The following is a 17,589-nucleotide window of genomic DNA, read 5'->3' on the forward strand; positions in this document are numbered from 1 at the left end:
ATTGGCTGACGTGAGCAGCCTTGCGGTGGATGTGCGGGGGCGGCCGTGGTCGCCGGTCGTCATCGTCGCGCCGTACGTCGTGCTCGCGGTGCTGGCGCTCTGCACCGTGATCATCAAGCGCTCCGAGACCTCGTCACTGCTCGTCGATCTGGCGTTGTGCGCGGCGGCCGCGCTGTGGATTGGGTGGATGTTCACTCTGCATCCCGGTTGGCGGGATCGGCCGCACACCATGGTGATCTTCTTCGCCGGGCTGATCGCGATCCTGGCCGTTCTCGTAGTCAGGGATCCGTGGTTCGGGATCTTCGCGCCGGTCGCCTACATCTATGCCTTCAGAGTCCTGCGCTGGCCGTGGCTGCTGGCCGGCGCCGCCGCGGTGGCGATGCTGGCCGGTACCGCGCAGGCCGCAGGCGTCGACAAGTCCACGGCCTTCGGGCTGATCGGGTATGTCGCCGTCCTGGTCGTGAACGTGGTCCCGATGTGTGGCTACGCCTGGATCGAATGGCGTCGGGCGAAGCAGAACGACCAGCGCGATGACGCCCTCGCGGAGGTGAGTCAGGCCAACCGCGACCTCGAGGCGATGCTGGCCGAGAACGCCGCCCTGCATGAGCGTCTCCTGGCTCAGGCGAGAGAAGCCGGAGTACTCGATGAGCGCCAGCGGATGGCACGCGAGATCCACGACACCCTGGCGCAGGGACTGACCGGGATCATCACGCAGTTGCAGGCGGTCGAGCAGGCCGGCGAGGATCCCGCGCAGTGGCGCCGGCACGTCGAGGCCGCGACCGGGCTGGCCCGCGAGAGTCTGTCGGAGGCGCGCCGATCGGTCCACGCGCTGCGCCCCGAACCGCTGCAGACGGCGCGGCTCGCTGATGCGTTGGAAGACGTCGCCGACCGCTGGTCGAGTCTCCACAAGATCGCGGTCCAGGTCACGACGACCGGCACCCCGCGGCCGATGCACCCCGAAGCCGAGGTCGCGCTGCTTCGGACCGCGCAGGAGGCGCTCGCCAACATCGCCAAGCACGCAAGGGCAACTCGCGTCGGCGTCACCCTGTCCTACCTCGAACACGAGATCGCCCTGGACGTCCGCGACGACGGCACCGGCTTCACACCCCAGGACCCTGTACTGCGGACGCGGGCGGGCGTCGAGCGGGGCGAGGAGTCGCATGAGGGTGGCGGGTTCGGCCTGGTCGCGATGCGGGAGCGGATCGAAGGACTCTCCGGCGCCCTGCAGGTGGAATCCGAACCAGGCAACGGCACCGCGATCTCCGCCCGCATCCCGGCCACCTTCGCGGGAGCCACCGCATGACGGGCAACGACCCCGACGCAAACGCGAGCCTCGCCCCCGCAGGCGACCCGAATCCCAACCCCGCGGGCGATCCGATCAAGCTGTTGATCGTGGACGACCATCCGGTGGTCCGGGACGGGCTGATCGGGATGTTCGCGCCGGACCCCGCGTTTGAAGTACTGGGTGAGGCTTCCGACGGTGCCGAGGCGCTCAGACTCGCCCCGGCGCTCCGGCCCGACGTGATCCTGATGGACCTGCGGATGCCCGGTATGGACGGACTCACCGCGATCAGGGAGTTCGCGAGCCGCGGCATCACCGCCCGGGTGCTGGTCCTGACCACCTACGACACCGACACCTACGTAGTACCGGCGATCGAGGCGGGCGCGACCGGCTACCTGCTCAAGGACGCACCCCGCGACGAACTCATCCGAGCGGTCCGAGCGGCGGCCGCCGGGCAGTCCGTCCTGTCGCCATCGGTCGCCACCCGCCTGGTCAAGAGAGTCCGTACGCCGGAAGTGGAACCGCTGCTCAGCCAGCGAGAACTCGAGGTCCTCGGACTGGTCGCGGCCGGCAGCACCAACCGCGAGTCCGCCGCGAAGCTGTTCATCAGCGAGGCGACCGTGAAGAGTCACCTGCTGAACATCTACGCCAAGCTCGACGTCAACGATCGCGCGGCCGCGGTCGCGGAGGCCTTCCGACGCGGGCTGCTGCGACCAGATCGGCTGTGAGCAGACCTGCTAGCAGCAGAAAACCTGGGGTCGGGCCATCCGGTCGGCCAGGGTGGAGACATGTCCGATGAGAACAAGGTCTTGCTGTTCAACGAGCAGTCCCGGCAGCAGTTGTTCCGGCAACGGGTCGTCGTCCTCGACGGCCAGTTGAACGACGACAACGGCACGCTGCTGGCCACCCAGATCCTCACCCTCGCGGCCGAGGATTCCACCACCGACATCGCTTTGTGGATCCACTCGATCGGCGGCTCGGTGCCGTCGATGCTCGCGATCCGCGACGTCATGCGGCTCGTGCCGTGCGACGTCTCCACCCTCGTCCTCGGGCTGGCCTGCAGTGCTGGTCAGTTCCTGCTCTCCGCCGGTACGCCGGGGAAGCGGCTCGCCCTGCCCCACGCGCGGGTCCTGTTGCACCAGGGCTCGGCCGGGATCGGCGGATCGGCCGTGGAGATCGAGATCCAGGCGAACGACCTGCGCCACATCCGCGACACGGTGCTCGGGTTGATCGCGCAGGACACCGGACAGCCGCGGCCGACGGTGTTCGAGGACTCGCTGCACGACCACTGGTACACGGCCGAGCAGGCCCTCGAGTACGGCTTCATCGACCACGTGGTCTCGTCGTTCGACCAGGTGATGCCACTGCGGAGCCACGGAACGCAGGCAACCGAACAAGCAGCAGTGAAGGCGGGAGCGGCCTGATGAGCAGTTACACGATTCCCAGCGTGATCACCCAGCACCCGCGGGGCGAGCGGATCATGGACGTCTACTCGCATCTGCTGAGCGAACGCGTCATCTACCTCGGCACGGGCATCGACGCCGGCGTCGCGAACGCGATGATCGCCCAGCTACTCCACTTGGAGGCCGACAAGCCGGAGCAGCCGATCAACCTCTACATCAACTGCGAGGGCGGTGACATGACCGCGATGCTGGCGATCTACGACACCATGCAGTTCGTCCGGTCCCCGATCGCGACCTTCTGCGTCGGGCAGGCGATCGCCGCGGGCGCGGTACTGCTCGCTGCCGGCGCACCCGGTCAGCGGGCGATCCTGCCGCACGCTCGCGTCGTCCTGCACCAGCCCGCCGCCCGCGGACAGGGGACGATCCCCGACCTGATCCTGCAGGCCGACGAGGTGGTCCGGGTTCGCAGCCAGGTGGAGACGATCCTGTCCGCGCACACCGGGCAGTCGGTGGAGCGGCTGCGGCACGACACCGATCGGGACCACGTCCTGACGGCGGAGACGGCCCGCGAGTACGGCGTCGTCGACGAGGTCATCCAGCACCGCTTCCCCGTCGCCGTCCTGGAAGGCGCCGGCATCCACCCCACCGCCGCCAGCGCCTGACCAGGCGGTGGTAGGCGGGCCGGCGCCGGCCACGCGAGAGGCCGGTGGGGTGGGCCGGCGTCTTCCGGGTAAATCCCGGTGGCGGAGGACGCTAGGGTCACTGACGTGAGTGTGCCTGTTGCGAATCCCCGCCCCGACGACGAGATCGAGCGAGTGCTCGCGATCGTCGCGCACCCCGACGACATCGACTTCGGCGGCGCCGGCACGGTGGCGAAGTGGACCCGGGCCGGGATCGAGGTCAGCTACTGCATCGTCACCGACGGCCAGGCCGGTGGGTTCGAGCCCGACCGCGACCGTGCTGAGATGCCCGCGGTCCGGCGGGCCGAGCAGACCACCGCCGCCCAGCACGTCGGCGTACACGACCTGCATTTCCTCGGGTACGAGGACGGATCGGTCGAGCCCAGCAGGGAGCTCATCCGCGACCTCGTCCGGGTGATCCGCGAGGTCCGCCCGCAGCGGCTGCTCGGGCAGTCCCCCGAACGCAACTGGTCCCGCCTACCGGTCTCGCATCCGGACCACATGGCGACGGCCGAAGCCACCGTGCGCGCGTTCTACCCGGCGGCCGGCAACCCGTACGCGTTCCCCGAACTGGAGGCCGACGGCCCGAAGGCGTGGGACGTGGGCGAGCTCTGGATGATGGAACACCCCGAGCGCAACCACTATGTCGACATCACCGAGGTGTACGACGCGAAGCTCGCCGCGCTGATGTCACACGCCAGCCAGCACCAGAATCCCGACGGCCTCCCCACCATGATCCAGGGGTGGATGCGCGAGAACGCCGCCACCGCGGGCTTCCCCGATGGCCACCTCGCCGAGCCCTTCACCGTCATCCGCCTCCGCTGAGGGGACGTTGCGTCAGTTCGAGCCCAAGGCCTCGACGACAGCGGTGGCTGCCGCCACGACCGCGGCGCGGTGGGACTTGGTACGGGTGACGGGGTCGTCGTCGCCGATCGCGCGGAGTTCGGGGGCGGTAGTGGACCAGGCGGTGGACAGCCCGATCACCAGCACGAGGATGTCCATCGCCCGGGCATCGCTGAGGGTGCCGCCGGACGCCGCGGCGATCTCGCGAGCCTTCTCCCGGTGGGACTCGACCTCGCCGGGTGACACGTCCGCCCGCTCCAGCCAGCTCCATTGGGTCAGCCGCAGGATCTCCGGGCTCGCCTGCAAGGCATCGAACAGCGCGCCTGCGTAGCCCGGCAGATCGTCCGGGGTGAACGGCGCGGTGTCGGCGAGAGCACCCAGGCGAACGGCCAGCATCGCGTCGAACAGGCCGTCCTTGGACCCGAAGTACGCGTAGATCGCCTGCTTGTTGGCGGCCGCCACGGAAGCGATCCGCTCGACCCGCGCGCCGGCCAGTCCCCGCTCGGAGAACTCGGTGTAGGCGGCGTCCAGCAGCCGCGTCCTGGTGGCGGCGGAGTCGTACGGCATGTCGCCAGAGTACCAATCCAACCGGATGGTTTGAAATCTGCCGATCACTCGTTCTATGGTTTAAACCATCCGGTTGGATTCAAATTCTCTAGGAGATCCCATGACCACCTGGTTCATCACCGGCGCGACGTCCGGCTTCGGGCGAGCGATGACCGAGCGTCTGCTCGCCCGGGGCGACCGTGTCGCCGCCACCGCGCGGCGACCCGAGCGCCTCGACGACCTGGCGGCGAAGTACGGCGACCTGCTCTGGACGGCCGCCCTCGACGTCACCGACATCCCCGTACTGCGGGCTGTCGTCGACCGGGCGTTCGCCGAGCTCGGCAGGATCGACGTGATCGTCTCGAACGCCGGGTACGGGACCTTCGGGGCGGCCGAGGAGTTCAGCGACGAGGCGATCGACGCGCAGCTCGCCACCAACCTGGTCGCGCCGATCCAGCTGGTCCGGGCGGCGCTGCCGCACCTGCGGGCTCAAGGAGGCGGCCGGTTCATCCAACTGTCGAGCGCCGGGGGCCAGGCCACCTTCACCGGCGGGAACCTCTACCACGCGACGAAGTGGGGCGTCGAAGGATTCTTCGAGGCGCTCATCGCCGAGGTCGCACCGTTCGGCGTCGAGCTCACCCTGGTCGAGCCGGGCGTCGCCCGCACCGAGTTCGGACCGTCGCTGGTGGTCGCCCCACGGCTCGCCGCGTACGACGACACCCCGATCGCGCAGTTGCGCCAGTACATCGAGGCTCCGGGCGGCGTCACCGCCAACGGCCCGGGCGACCCCGCCAAGATCGCGGACGCCATCATCGCCTCCGCGGCGGTCTCCCCGGCCCCGCGTCGGCTCACCCTCGGCAGCGACGCCTACGAGTTCGTCCGCGGCGCCCTCGCGGCCCGCCTCGACGAACTCGAAGCGGCCAAGGACCTCGCCTTCTCCACCGACTTCACCGCGGAGGAACAGGAGATAAGCACCACAGTCCGGTGAATGCGGCGCAGGCCGGCGAATCAAAGGGTTTGCCGTCCGCTACGGATGCGGTGATGCTCGCCGCATGACTTCACTTCATCATGCGGTGGTCGGCACTGGGCCGGCTGTTCTGTTGGTTCACGCCGGCGTGGCGGACTCCCGGATGTGGGCCGGCCAGGTCGAGGACCTGCGCCGGGACCATCAGGTCATCACACTCGACCTCCGGGGGTACGGCGAGACGCCGCTGGAGGTGGCCGCGAAGTACTCCGATGCCGGGGATGTGCTGGCGCTGCTCGACCACCTCGGGATCGGTACCACGGCGGTGGTCGCGGCGTCGTACGGCGCGAACGTCGTGCTGCAGGCCGCGAGCAGGGCGCCGGAGAGGTTCAACCGGCTGGTACTGATGTCGCCGCCGGTGGACGGGGTGGAGCCGACCGAGGACCTCCGGGCGTTCTGGGCCGAGGAGAACCGCCTGCTGGAGGCGGGGGACGTCGACGGCGCGACCGCGCTCAACGTGAAGATCTGGCTCGGCCCGGAGGCGGACGCCGAGGCCCGCGAGCTCCTACGGGTCATGCAGGCGCGGGCGTTCGAGGTACAGCTGGCCGCGGGCGACGACGTGGACAACGAGGAGTACGAGGTGACTCCGGCCGCGATCACCGCGCCGGTCAAGCTCTTCAGCGGAGCGCACGACCTGCAGTTCTTCCGCGAGGGCGCGGCACTCCTGGCCACGCAACTGCCCGACGTGGACTACGTCGAACTCCCCTGGGCCGGCCACCTGCCGACCATGGAACGAGCAGCGGAAGGGATCGAACTGGTCCGCAAGGCCCTCACTGTCGAGGGATGAAGCTCTGAAAACGCCGCCGGCCGGAGAACCCCTGGGGTCTCCGGCCGGCGGCGCAGTACAGCGGATCAGTCGGCGAGGGCGCCCATCGGGTCCCAGGCGGGGAGGACGATCGGGGCGTCGTCGAGGCGGGCCTGGAGCTCGGCCGGGAGGGCGGAGCGGCGGACCGCGATCTCGAAGACGTGCTCACCGAACCACGAGTCGTTCATGGTCCAGAAACCGCTGTCGGCCTTCTCGTCACCCCAGCTGTTCTCCACCCGCCAGCGGCGCGGCTTGCCGTCGACCAGGTCGACGCCGGTGAAGAGCATCGCGTGCGTCATCAGCGTCTCGTGGTGCAGCAGCCGCTCGGCCTTGTCCAGGCTGAACTCGGTGTCGTAGACGGCCTCGTAGTCGTACAGCTTGGCGTCCCAGTAGCCGAGGTCGGCCGACATCTGCTTGCCGACGTCGCAGCCGAACCAGACCGGCTCGCCGCCGACGATCGCGTCCTGGGCGAGCTGCTTCATCAGGTCCATCTCGACGTTCAGATAGACCACCGGCGGGGCGTCGATGACGTTGCCGAGGTAGTCGACGGTGAAGGTCTTGCCGGTCGGGCTGGACTCGCGCGGGTCGTGCACGATGCAGACGTACTCGTCGACCGGCAGCGTCACGTACGCCGCGGCGAACTCGGCCGGGGTGGTCCAGCCGTCGCGGTGGAAGCCCTTGTCGCTGTCCTTCCACTGCCACAGGAACTTCTGCGGCGGCGTGCCGAGGTGGATGCTCAGCACCCGGTGCACGGTGGTCAGGATCTCCTGCTTGCGGGCCCGCTGCGCCTCGACGCCGTCGATGGTGCGCAGGTCCCGGGCGCCCTGGCGGAGCACCTTGCGGAGGGTGTCGTTCAGCTGGGCGGTGGCCGACGAGCTCTCGGTCTCGGGCATCGCCGCCTTCGGCACCAGGCCGTGCTTGCGGACCAGCGCGACGAACATATTCCACTGGCCGCCGTCACCGATCGGGTCGGACAGCAGGTGCGCCACCGTCCGGTCGTCGACGTCGCGGCCGGCGGTCTCGATCATCGCCTCGAGGAAGAAGTTGGACCGCTCGAACTTGTCCCAGAACAGCAGGTAGTTCTGGGAGAACTCGAAGTCCTTCACCCCGAGCTTGTCCGCGGCGCCGACCCGCAGCAGGTTCAGGCCGGCGAACAGCCAGCAACGGCCGCTCTTCTTCTGGTTCGTGACCTTCCAGTCGTCCAGCAGGTTCGACACGGAATGGTCGAGCGAGGTGACGACCTGACGGTCCAGGGCGATCTTGGCGACCGGCGTCTCCGTGACGGCGTTCTGCATCACCCGGTACGACGGGCGCGATGCGAACTCCTTCTCGAAGAGCTCGAGCTGTTCGGGGGTGAGATTCCGCTCCATGAGAGTCGACGGTATATCAGCGGCAAAGCTCCTTGCGCCCCTGACGGGGTGGCGAATGTGTGACCTGTCCACAACCCGCCACCCACGACCCCTGGCGAAGTCCGGTCGACACGCCCGACGAGTCAGACCAGACGGCGGTCGGTAGCCCAGCGGGTGAGTTCGTGGCGGTTGGACAGTTGGAGCTTGCGCAGCACGCTGGAGACGTGTGTCTCGACCGTCTTGACCGAGATGAACAGCTCGCGGGCCACCTCCTTGTAGGCGTAGCCACGCGCGATCAGCCGCAGTACCTCGCGCTCGCGCTGGGACAGCCGGTCCAGGTCCTCGTCGACCGAGGCGATGTCGATCGCGCCGGAGAACGCGTCCAGCACGAAGCCGGCCAGCCGCGGCGAGAAGACCGCGTCGCCGTCGGCCACCCGGCCGATCGCGTCGACCAGTTCGGTGCCGCTGATGTTCTTGGTCACATAGCCGCGGGCGCCGGCCCGGATCACACCGATCACGTCCTCGGCCGCGTCGGACACCGACAGCGCCAGGAACTTGACCTCCGGGTGCCGCTGGTGCACCTGCTTCATCACCTCGGTGCCACCGCCCCCAGGCAGGTGCACGTCGAGCAGGACCACGTCCGGCTCACCGGCGATGATCGCCTTCACCGCACTGTCGACGTCGGCGCCCTCGCCGACGATCTCCACCGAAGCACCGATCTCGCTGCGCACGCCGGCCCGGAACATGTCGTGGTCGTCCACCACGACTACTCGCCGCTGGTTGCTCATCTGTCCATCTCCAGTCGCACTTCGGTGCCTGTCTCCGGGTTCGACCGCACCGTTGCGCGGCCGCCGTGCCGTTCCATCCTGCCCATCACGCTGTGCCGCAGGCCCAGCCGGTCCTCCGGCACCCCGTCGGCGTCGAAGCCCTTGCCGCGGTCCCGGACGAAGATCTCGGCCCGGTCCCCGTCGACCTCGACGAACACGTCGATCTTGTCAGCCCCGGAGTGCTTGGCGGCGTTCACCATCGACTCGCGGGACGCCCGCACCATCGCCGACAACCCCTCGGTCAGGTCGCAGTCTCCGACCGTGACCACCTCGACCGGGACACCATGGGAGTCCTCGACCTCGGCAGCGGCGCGTTTGGCCGCTCCAGCCAGGGTCTGGTCGGTGTTGTCGTCCTCGTCGTACAACCAGGACCGCAGGTCACGCTCCTGCGACCGAGCCAGCCGTACGACGGCCCGCGGGTCGTTCGCCTGCTTCTGGATCAGCGCCAGCGTCTGGAGCACCGAGTCGTGCAGGTGGGCCGCCATGTCGGCGCGCTCCTGCGACCGGATGCGCTCGCCGCGCTCGGCGTTCAGGTCCCGGCTCAGCCGGTGCACCCACGGCCCGGCGATGACGCCGATCCCGATCACCGCGAGCAACAGGGCGATCAGGACGTCGCCGACCATCGAGAGCCGGTTGTTCTGCACCAGGAACACGGTGACCGCGGTCCCGATCAGGATCAGCCCGACCGCCACCCGGATGATCGACTTCAGGCCGCCCTTGCCGAACAGCGCTCCGAGGGTGGGTGCCTTGTTGGTCCAGGCCGTCTTCTGGCCTTCGTCGGCCTGCCGCCAGATCAGCGCCAGACCGGTGCCCGCGAACACCAGCGGCCAGAACATCTTCCCGGCGATACCAAACCCGGCTACCTGGAACAGCAGCAGGATGCCGACGCCGGTGACGACCAGGGCCGTCAACTGTCCGCGGTTCTTCTCCCGGCGGCGCTCCTTGGTCCCCGGCGAGACCGTCGGCGGCGGCTGATCCGCCCGCATTCCCTTCCGGGTCGCGGCCGCCAGTCCTGGCGCGGCCGGGACGGGCTGGATCGTCGGGACCGCGAGAGGCATCAAGAACCACAGCGCCGCGTAGATGAGGACGCCGAAGCCGCCGAAGACGGTCCCGGCGATGAACACCAGCCGTACCGCGGTGTCGGACACACCCAGGTGATCGGCGATGCCACCGGCCACTCCACTGAGCACCCGGCCCTCCGCGCGGCGGTAGGCACGGCGTACGGGAGCTGGCTCGTTCCCGGCCGGCTGCTGCGGCCCGGCCGTTCCGGAGGAACCCTGCCCTTGCCCGCCGAAGGCACCCTGTGCCTGCCCGGCGTAGGGACCCTGGCCCTGTGCGCCGTAGGCACCCGGGCCGAATCCGCCTGGACCGTAGCCGCCCGGTCCGTGCGGACCCTGGGCATGCGGACCGGCGGCCGGAGCCCCGGTGGCCGGGGGTCCGCCCGCGGGCGCGGAAGCGGCTGGTTGTGTCATCTCCCAAGAATCGTCACACGCGGACAGGGCCGACACCAGCAGGCTTCTCCCCGGCCGGCTCCTCACCGCGGCCCCCGCGGGACTCAGGGTCGGCCAGGGGACATCCCCGAGTCCTGGCCTCCCGCCTCGGTCTTACGCTGCGTAACGTCCGGGGACGGCGAGGGGTATCCCCTATGTTGTGGCCGCCCGCGGGGGGACACCATCGATGACATGGAGCAGAACTCGAGCGGCGGATTCGACCGCGATCAGCTGAAGGATGTGCAGAGCTGGCGGCGGAGCAGGTCCGACAGGATGCTGGCCGGCGTCTGCGGCGGCATCGGCCGGGCGCTCAACATCGACCCGGTGCTGGTCCGGGTGGTGATGGCGGTTCTCGTCATCAGCGGTCCGGGGCTGTTCTTCTACGTGGCCGCCTGGGTGCTGATGCCGGACGAGGGCAGCGACCGCTCGGCGGCCCAGGGCCTGCTCGGCGACCGGATCCGGCCCGACCACCCGTGGCTGTGGCCCGTGGTGATCGGCATCTGCGTCTTCGTTGCGATCGCGATGATGTCGTCGTTCAACTTCGGCCGGGTGATCCCCGGTCCGCTGGTGGTGCTCGGGCTGTTGTGGCTGCTGGTGTTCCGCCGCAAGGGACGCAAGCAGCACTGGTCGCACCGCGGCGGCCACTGGACCGGCGGCAACGGAACCACCCCCGCCGATCCCTCCGCGACCGGCACCACCACGCCCGGCGCCTTCAACCCTGCCGCGCCCGGCTCCGGAGTACAGGACTCGGCTCCCCAAGGTTCTGCCGCGCCGCAGTACTCGGCGGCGGCTCAGAGCGGCCCGTCAGCTCCCCCGGCGGGCCCGTCGTCCTCGGCCGCGCAGCGACCACAGGACCGGGTGACCGCCCCGGTCCAGCCTGTGTGGACCGAGGACGACCCCCTGGGCCTGTACGTCGACGAGCCGCCGGCGACTGCCACCCGGACGAAGGCGGAGCCCCCGGCCAAGGGGCTGCGCGGGGTGAAGCCGGCGATCGTCGCCCTGACCGGCATCGCGATCCTCATCGCCTGGGCGGCCGGCGCGAGCGCCTCGATGATGCTGGTGATCGGCCTGGCCACGCTCGGCCTCGGCATGCTGGTCGGCGGCTTCCTGGGCCGGACCCTGGCACTGCTGCCGCTCGGCATCCTGCTGGCCATCGGCGTCGCCGTGAGCACGGTCTTCCCGAACATGCCCCGTGATTTCGCCGACGTGAAGTTCTTCGCCGCCCCCGGCACGACGATCACCGCGACCAGTACGGCGTACACGTTCGACGCGGGATCCGTGCACCTGGACCTGACCCAGGCGACCTTCGCGCCGGGCGCCAAGGTGGTCGTGAACGGCGGTGTCGGCGAGGTGGTCATCAAGGTCCCGCCGAACGTGGATGTCAACGGCAACCTGTCGGCGGACGCGGGCGAGCTGATCACCTTCGGCCAGGAGAAGGGCGGCCACAACCCCGACGTGCAGTTGACCGATCTCGGCGACGACGCTAAGAAGGGTCCGTCGTCCGTCAACCTGGACGTGCACCTCAAACTCGGCAGCATCACAGTGGAGCGCGGATGAAGCGGACGAAGGCCGATGTGCCCGGCATCATCGCCGGCACCGTGCTCTCCGGCAGCGCGACCATCTGGATCCTGAACGACAACGGCATCGTCCAGAACAACGACCTCGGCCTGACCGCCGCACTGCTGCTGGTGGTCGCCGGCGTGGTCGGCCTGGCCGCCTCGCAACGCGGCTGACCACCCGGCTCGCACGGCGGCTGACCACCAACCGGCGCAGAACGCCGGGCACCCACACTGTGAACCACTCGGTAACCGGCCGGTGCGGCTCGGCTACCCTTGTTGACCGCTCGGTCGGCCGTGAGTCGGTCGACCGGCACCCTAGGGGCCCGAGTGCAGCGGGTCCCGTTGAAGGTCTACAGGAGTAGTGATGGTGCGCGGCACCGTGAAGTGGTTCAACGCCGACAAGGGCTACGGCTTCCTCGCCGTCGACGGCCAGGACGACGTCTTCGTCCACTGGAGCAAGATCGTCTCGGACGGGTACAAGACCCTGGAGGACGGCCAGCAGGTCGAGTTCGACGTGGTGGACGGCCCGAAGGGCCGCGAGGCCGACGCCGTGAAGGCGGTCTGACGGCACCCAGTGACCAGGCCCTGATCCGGCCGTCCCGCTCACGACGGCCGGGGCAGGGCTTTACTGTGCCTGCGCGGAGCGTGGGCAACCGGTAACCTGACCACTCACCTTGGGAGGGACAGGACGTGACCGAGCCGGTACCAGTGATCCGCAGGCTGGAGCACGCCCTCGCGGACGACGACTTCGCCTGGTCGTTGCTGCTGGTCGGCGAGGACCAGACGGACAAGCTCGCCACCCTGACCGGCGATCTGCGCGGGCTGGTGTCGAAGACCGGCGACGGCAAGCAGATCACCTCCGGCTTCTCCTACTGGGGCATCGGGCCGACGATCGCCTGGGCGAACGCCACCAACGATCCGTTCTACCTGGTGATGAAGGCGGGCACGGAGTCGTTCCTGCGGCACTGGCGCAAGGTCAAGCCGCACGTCGCCAAGGGCGGCTTCCACCTGGTCAGCCTGGGCATCGGCACCGGCGTGAAGGACCGCACCATCCTCGAGGACATGCGGCGCAACAACCCCGACATGTACTACATCCCGGTCGACATGAGCTCGGAGATGCTCCGGATGGGCACCCTCGAACCGGTGCGCGGGGCAAGGTTCCCGATGACGCAGGTGCTGCCGGTGCAGCTCGACTTCTCGATCGCCGACAACATGGCCGAGCTGTCCCAGCTGCTCGCCCGGCTGATCGGCGACGAGCCGCTGCTCTACACGCTGACGGGCAACACGCTGGCCAACTTCGACAACGACCAGGAACTGCTCGAGCTGATCACCGAGGTACTGCGCCCGCAGGACCGGCTGCTGCTCGAGGTCGCCAGCACCACCCGGCTGGACGACGAGACGGCCCGGGCCGCCGCGGACGAGTACCACCAGACCCGGGCGTTCGCGGAGTTCGTCACCAGTGCGCTGCGCTACAACACCGATCTGAAGATCGACAACGAGCTGGTCCGGTTCATCGGCGAGGTCGAGGACGAGGACGCGCTGCTGGTGAAGATCGTCTGGCAGAACACCACCGAGGAGGACATCCGGATGGGGCTGCCGGACCACACCGAGGTGCTGCTCCCGGTCGGCGACACGATCCGGCTCTACACCACCCGGAAGTACTCGACCGCCCGGCTGAAGCGGCTCACCGAGGCCTGCGACCTGACTCCGATCGAGAGCATCCAGTCCCAGTTCCGCCACACCCGCCGCCCGAACCCGTTCGGCCTCGAACTGTTGCTGTTGGCCCCCGAGTCGGCCGGTGACGTCACCAAGACCCTGGCCGACGACATCTGGGCCCAATGACAACAAGCCCGGACAGCGACCCAGCCGGTACGCCGGACGCGGGTGGCCCGCCTGAGCGGCGGGATGTGCGGGTGGCGCAGGTGCGGGTGCTCGCGCGGCTGCGGGTACTGACGAAGGCGCTGCGCTCGTCGGTGCAAGGCGCGCGCTGGGCGGCGTACCGGCGGACGGTCGTGACGGCTGTCAGCTACGGGTTGCTGGTGGTCGCGTTCGTGCTCGGCGTGATCTGGTTCTTCTGGCCGGAGAACAGCCGCTGGGAGCCAGCGGTCAACTCGCTCACCCTGGTCGCCGGACTGACCGGCATCTTCGTGGAACGGCTGACCGCCGAGGCCGAGCGGCGCAGCGAGATCCTGCGGGCCGTCACGGACGAGTTGCAGGACAACACCAGGCTGCTGTCCGACGACCGCTTCTCCCCCGAGCAACCGACCCAGCGGCAGATCTACCCGCGGCTGGTCGTGTCCGCGGTCGACCTGGCCCTCATCTCCGGCGCCCTCGGCCGGCACCGCGACGCCGAGCTGGTCGGCCTGCTACACCGCTGGCGCGACACCGTGCACCTGTTCAACCGGCGCCTCGACCTGACCGAGATCAGCACCTTCTCCAACACCATCTCCCCGGCGGAGCTCGCCGCCTTCCACCGGGCGCTGCACCGCGAGAACAGCTACTTCGCCTCCACCCGCGAGATGCTCGAAACCCTCCTCACCCGGCTCCCTCCCGCCTGATCAGGTGGCTCCGAGCCTCGCGGAGCAGTGTCTTGGTGATAGCAACTGGATGATTAACGGTCAAGACCGAAAGAACGGCCACTTGTGGCAGCGACCTGTCGCCGGTTCAGGGCAATTGGAGGTTGATGCGGCCGGGAGACAGAAGTTGTACTTTCGGACAGGACCGTAAATAGGTCATCCGGGAGGGCACCCATGCGATCTGCCCGTTTCGTGGCGACAGCCTTCGGCGCCCTGCTCGTCCTCTCCTCCGGCCCCAACCTCCTTCGCCCCGACGGCCATCCACCCGGCCCGGCGACCGTCGTACCGCTGGCCACTCCGCTCGCGGATGTACTGCTGATCGGCGGGACGGTTGCTCCCGGCCCCGATGGCAAGCCGGCGCTCTGGAACGTATCCACCGGCAAACCCGCCTACCTCAACGCCGTCAACCCCGTCACCGGCGCGAGCCTCGTTTCGGCGCCGTTGCCCAAGGTTCGAGCAATTTAGGTCTTGACCGAAACCTTTGAAAGCGCGTTAGGTGTCGTCAAGAGGTGCACCACTTGCGCGCAAGCGTTGCGCTATTCTGCCCGATTTGAGGGCCGGACCAGAAGTCCGGTTCTCCACTCGGGGCCGTGACGGACTGATGAGGAGTGCACTGCAGTGATCAGCCGTTTGGATCCGGCCCGCCGGCCCCTGCCTTCAGCAGCGGTCTGATGGCACTCACGGTCGGGATCATCGGGCCCGAGGACCTGGTCCAGCGCGTCCTGGCAGTCGGGGCCGCCAACAGCACCGCGAGCCTGGTGCCGCTGCCCTACCGGCACGAGAGCGAGACCGTCGCGCTGGTCGAGCAGAGCCGCGAGAAGGTCGACGCCATCCTGTTCACCGGCGTCGTCCCGTACACGATCGCCACCGCCGCCGGGATCATCGACCGCCCGGCGATGTACGTCTCGTACGACGGGGCGACGCTGCTGCGGGCTCTCGTCGAACTGCTCCGGCTGGGTCACGACGTCACCCGGTTCTCGATCGACACCCTGCGCCGCAGCGAGGTGATGGAGACCCTGATCGAGGCGAAACTGCCGACCGACCAGATCCACGTACTGCCGTACCGGGCCGGGCTGACCTCCGACGACATCGTCGCCTTCCACCGCAACGCCCGGGAACGCCACGACACGAAAGTGGCGATCAGTTGCCTGGGCTCGGCGTTCCACCTGCTCGAGAACGAAATGCCGTCGGTCCGGCTGGCGCCCTCGCGGTACTCGATCCAGTCGACGCTGCAGGCGCTGGTACTGACCACCACAGGGCAGCACGTCGGCGACGCCCAGGTCGCGCTCGGCGTCATCGATCTGCCGGAGCCGGACAACGCGCTCGCCGGCGACCTGATCACCCTCGGCGGCAGTCTCGCGGCGCTGCCCGACGGGCGGTACCTCGTCGTCACTACCCGCGGTCTGCTCGAACAGGCGACTGAGCAGTTCACCCGGATGCCGCTCCTCGACCAACTGGCCGCGCGGCACGCTACCGCCCGCGTCGGCTTCGGAGTCGGCCGCACCGCCGCCGAGGCCGAGGCATTAGCCCGACGCGCAGTTAGCCGGGCGACCTCGATCGGCACGGTGGCCGGGGTGGTATCGATGTCGGACGACGTCGAGATCGTCATCGAGCCGTCCAGCGAACGGGACCAGCCCGCTGCGGATCGCGGCCCGGAGAGCCTTCCGCTGCTGGCGCGCCGGGTCGGTCTCAATACCCAGACCCTGTCCCGGATGCGCGAACTGGGCGCCACCTTGCCGGACGGTCTGACGACGCACGACGTGGCCGAACACCTGGCCGTCCAACTCCGCACCGCGCGCCGGGTCCTCAAACGCCTCGAACGCGCCGGTCTGGCCGACCCCATCGGCAGCCAGCAACACGGCCGCACCGGACGGCCGCCGACGGTCTACTTGATCCGGCTTTAGTTTACGGCCGGATGACGGTTACGCCGGCCGGGGTACCGGTGGTCAGTTCGTCGAGGGCTGCGGGGACTTCATCGAGTGAGATCGTGCGGGTGATCAAGTCCTGTGGCTTGAGGTTGCCTGAGGCAACGAGATCGAGCATCTCGGGGTAGGCATGAGCCGGCATCCCATGACTCCCGAGCCATTCCAGCTCCTGCCCGATCAGCCGCGACACATCCAGCCGCACCCCGTCCGGCAACAGACCGACCTGAAGATGCCGCCCCCTGGGCCGCAATGACCGCAGAGCATTCTGGACGATCTCGTTCGACCCGAGCGCATCCATCGTCACCCGCGCACCACCGCCGGTGAGCTCGAGAATCTCCCGTACTACGTCCGATGACGCCTGCACGGCGTCGGCAGCGCCGTACGAGCGAGCCAGTTCGAGGGCAGCCGGGTTCGTATCAACGGCGATGACGCGAGCGCCGAGCGCGGCGGCGATCATCACGGCGGACAACCCGACGCCGCCACATCCGAAGATGACCACGTCCTCGCCGGCAGCGACCCGTCCGACCTGCCGAACCGCGCGGAACGACGTCGCGAACCGACACCCCAACCCGGCTGCGGTGTCGAAGTCCAAGGTCTCCGGCAGCCGGATCAGATTCACCTCGGCAAACGGCAACGCGACGTACTCGGCGAACGAACCCCAGTAGTTGAACCCAGGCTGCAACTGATTCGGGCAGACCTGGTGATTGCCCTCCAGGCACTGCTCACACCTCCCACACGCACAGATGAACGGCGTCGTAACCCGATCGCCCACCTTCCACCCGCCGACGCCATCCCCCACCGCCGCGATCGTCCCAGCCAACTCATGCCCAGGAACATGCGGCAACACGATGTCAGAGTCATGCCCCTGCCACCCATGCCAATCACTCCGGCACAACCCAGTGGCCTCAACCTTCAAAACCACCCCACCCGGGTCCGCCTCAGGCACCGCCACATCCTGTACCGACGGCAGCACCCCAAACTCCTCAACCACCACAGCCCGCATCGCCCTATCCTCACCCACGAATGCCCACCCCACCACCCGACCCGCGTACTCCGCTCCTTCGTCGCTCGCTCCCACCCACCCCTGGTCGGGGCTCCTCCGCGGCCGCTCAGCGAAGGCCAAGTGGTCGCGGTGGAGTGACGTAGTCACTGGACGGGCTCGGGTGGTTGCAAAGCCGCCGCGAGGCGGCCAGCTCGCCAGACAAAACACCCACCCCGAGCTGCTGCACCGGCTTTGCTGTGCCCAACGACAGGAAGAGGTCGCTCACGACGTCAACCTC

General features: G+C 68.9%; 19 protein-coding genes. 14 read left to right on the forward strand and 5 right to left on the reverse strand.

The annotated features are described in order from the left end of the window. Positions 1-10 precede the first annotated feature (10 nt). The 5 genes from ACFPJ1_RS20765 (at position 11) to ACFPJ1_RS20785 (ending at position 4,190) form a co-directional block, all read left to right on the forward strand. Positions 11-1,303 carry a sensor histidine kinase gene (locus ACFPJ1_RS20765; RefSeq protein WP_380106129.1) on the forward strand — a complete coding sequence of 431 codons (1,293 nt, stop codon included), beginning with the start codon at positions 11-13 and terminating at the stop codon, positions 1,301-1,303. After that, positions 1,300-2,010, forward strand: a complete 711-nt coding sequence (locus tag ACFPJ1_RS20770; protein WP_380106130.1) for a response regulator — start codon at positions 1,300-1,302, stop codon at positions 2,008-2,010. Before ACFPJ1_RS20765 ends, ACFPJ1_RS20770 begins: the two co-directional genes overlap by 4 nt. A 60-nt stretch (positions 2,011-2,070) precedes the next feature. Continuing rightward, a complete protein-coding gene (locus tag ACFPJ1_RS20775) occupies positions 2,071-2,706 on the forward strand; it encodes a ClpP family protease (protein WP_380106131.1) in 636 nt (211 codons plus the stop codon). Then, positions 2,706-3,347, forward strand: coding sequence for a ClpP family protease (locus ACFPJ1_RS20780; protein ID WP_380106133.1), 642 nt, complete (start codon positions 2,706-2,708; stop codon positions 3,345-3,347). The genes ACFPJ1_RS20775 and ACFPJ1_RS20780 overlap by 1 nt, the downstream gene beginning before the upstream one ends. 105 nt (positions 3,348-3,452) lie before the next feature. Next, entirely contained in the window at positions 3,453-4,190 is a 738-nt protein-coding gene (locus tag ACFPJ1_RS20785) for a PIG-L deacetylase family protein (RefSeq protein ID WP_380106134.1), read from the forward strand. Between the two features lie 12 nt (positions 4,191-4,202). Here the strand turns inward: ACFPJ1_RS20785 and ACFPJ1_RS20790 are convergent, their stop codons facing one another. Beyond that, on the reverse strand, positions 4,203-4,775 hold the full coding sequence (locus ACFPJ1_RS20790; RefSeq protein WP_380106135.1) for a TetR/AcrR family transcriptional regulator: 573 nt from the start codon (positions 4,773-4,775) through the stop codon (positions 4,203-4,205). Between the two features lie 100 nt (positions 4,776-4,875). On the opposite strand from ACFPJ1_RS20790, the gene ACFPJ1_RS20795 reads away from it, so the two are divergent. Together ACFPJ1_RS20795 and ACFPJ1_RS20800 are read left to right on the forward strand one after the other, a co-directional pair. After that, a complete protein-coding gene (locus ACFPJ1_RS20795) occupies positions 4,876-5,742 on the forward strand; it encodes an SDR family oxidoreductase (RefSeq protein ID WP_380106136.1) in 867 nt (288 codons plus the stop codon). A 64-nt stretch (positions 5,743-5,806) separates the two neighbouring features. After that, positions 5,807-6,565 carry an alpha/beta fold hydrolase gene (locus tag ACFPJ1_RS20800; protein WP_380106138.1) on the forward strand — a complete coding sequence of 253 codons (759 nt, stop codon included), beginning with the start codon at positions 5,807-5,809 and terminating at the stop codon, positions 6,563-6,565. Positions 6,566-6,630: 65 nt separating this feature from the next. On the opposite strand, the gene ACFPJ1_RS20805 is transcribed toward ACFPJ1_RS20800, so the two are convergent. The 3 genes from ACFPJ1_RS20805 to ACFPJ1_RS20815 form a co-directional block, all read right to left on the reverse strand. Further along, positions 6,631-7,953: a C1 family peptidase gene (locus ACFPJ1_RS20805; RefSeq protein WP_380106139.1), complete on the reverse strand. Its 1,323-nt coding sequence runs from the start codon at positions 7,951-7,953 to the stop codon at positions 6,631-6,633. A 122-nt stretch (positions 7,954-8,075) separates the two neighbouring features. Then, a complete protein-coding gene (locus tag ACFPJ1_RS20810) occupies positions 8,076-8,720 on the reverse strand; it encodes a response regulator (protein WP_132186820.1) in 645 nt (214 codons plus the stop codon). Continuing rightward, positions 8,717-10,231 (reverse strand): ATP-binding protein, encoded by a 1,515-nt coding sequence (locus tag ACFPJ1_RS20815; RefSeq protein WP_380106141.1) that lies wholly within the window; start codon positions 10,229-10,231, stop codon positions 8,717-8,719. The genes ACFPJ1_RS20810 and ACFPJ1_RS20815 overlap by 4 nt, the downstream gene beginning before the upstream one ends. Positions 10,232-10,441: 210 nt before the next feature. Here ACFPJ1_RS20815 and ACFPJ1_RS20820 point away from each other — a divergent pair, with 210 nt between their 5' ends. The 7 genes from ACFPJ1_RS20820 (at position 10,442) to ACFPJ1_RS20850 (ending at position 16,288) form a co-directional block, all read left to right on the forward strand. Beyond that, complete coding sequence (locus tag ACFPJ1_RS20820; RefSeq protein WP_380106142.1) at positions 10,442-11,806, forward strand: PspC domain-containing protein; 1,365 nt, start codon at positions 10,442-10,444, stop codon at positions 11,804-11,806. After that, positions 11,803-11,982: a hypothetical protein gene (locus ACFPJ1_RS20825; protein ID WP_380106143.1), complete on the forward strand. Its 180-nt coding sequence runs from the start codon at positions 11,803-11,805 to the stop codon at positions 11,980-11,982. The genes ACFPJ1_RS20820 and ACFPJ1_RS20825 overlap by 4 nt, the downstream gene beginning before the upstream one ends. A gap of 190 nt (positions 11,983-12,172) precedes the next feature. After that, complete coding sequence (locus ACFPJ1_RS20830) at positions 12,173-12,373, forward strand: cold-shock protein (RefSeq protein WP_132186816.1); 201 nt, start codon at positions 12,173-12,175, stop codon at positions 12,371-12,373. Positions 12,374-12,498: 125 nt separating this feature from the next. Continuing rightward, entirely contained in the window at positions 12,499-13,650 is a 1,152-nt protein-coding gene (locus ACFPJ1_RS20835) for an L-histidine N(alpha)-methyltransferase (protein ID WP_380106145.1), read from the forward strand. Then, the gene (locus ACFPJ1_RS20840) at positions 13,647-14,366 is read left to right on the forward strand and encodes a hypothetical protein (protein ID WP_380106146.1); all 720 of its coding nucleotides are present in this window, start codon (positions 13,647-13,649) and stop codon (positions 14,364-14,366) included. The genes ACFPJ1_RS20835 and ACFPJ1_RS20840 overlap by 4 nt, the downstream gene beginning before the upstream one ends. A gap of 192 nt (positions 14,367-14,558) precedes the next feature. Beyond that, complete coding sequence (locus tag ACFPJ1_RS20845) at positions 14,559-14,849, forward strand: hypothetical protein (RefSeq protein WP_380106147.1); 291 nt, start codon at positions 14,559-14,561, stop codon at positions 14,847-14,849. 206 nt (positions 14,850-15,055) lie between these two features. Beyond that, complete coding sequence (locus ACFPJ1_RS20850; protein ID WP_380106149.1) at positions 15,056-16,288, forward strand: hypothetical protein; 1,233 nt, start codon at positions 15,056-15,058, stop codon at positions 16,286-16,288. Position 16,289: 1 nt separating this feature from the next. Here ACFPJ1_RS20850 and ACFPJ1_RS20855 read toward each other — a convergent pair whose 3' ends face one another. Further along, positions 16,290-17,312, reverse strand: a complete 1,023-nt coding sequence (locus ACFPJ1_RS20855; protein ID WP_380106150.1) for a zinc-dependent alcohol dehydrogenase family protein — start codon at positions 17,310-17,312, stop codon at positions 16,290-16,292. Positions 17,313-17,589 lie beyond the last annotated feature (277 nt).

Origin of the sequence: Kribbella qitaiheensis (assembly GCF_042657745.1) — a bacterium.
Classification (GTDB): Bacteria; Actinomycetota; Actinomycetes; order Propionibacteriales; family Kribbellaceae; genus Kribbella; species Kribbella qitaiheensis.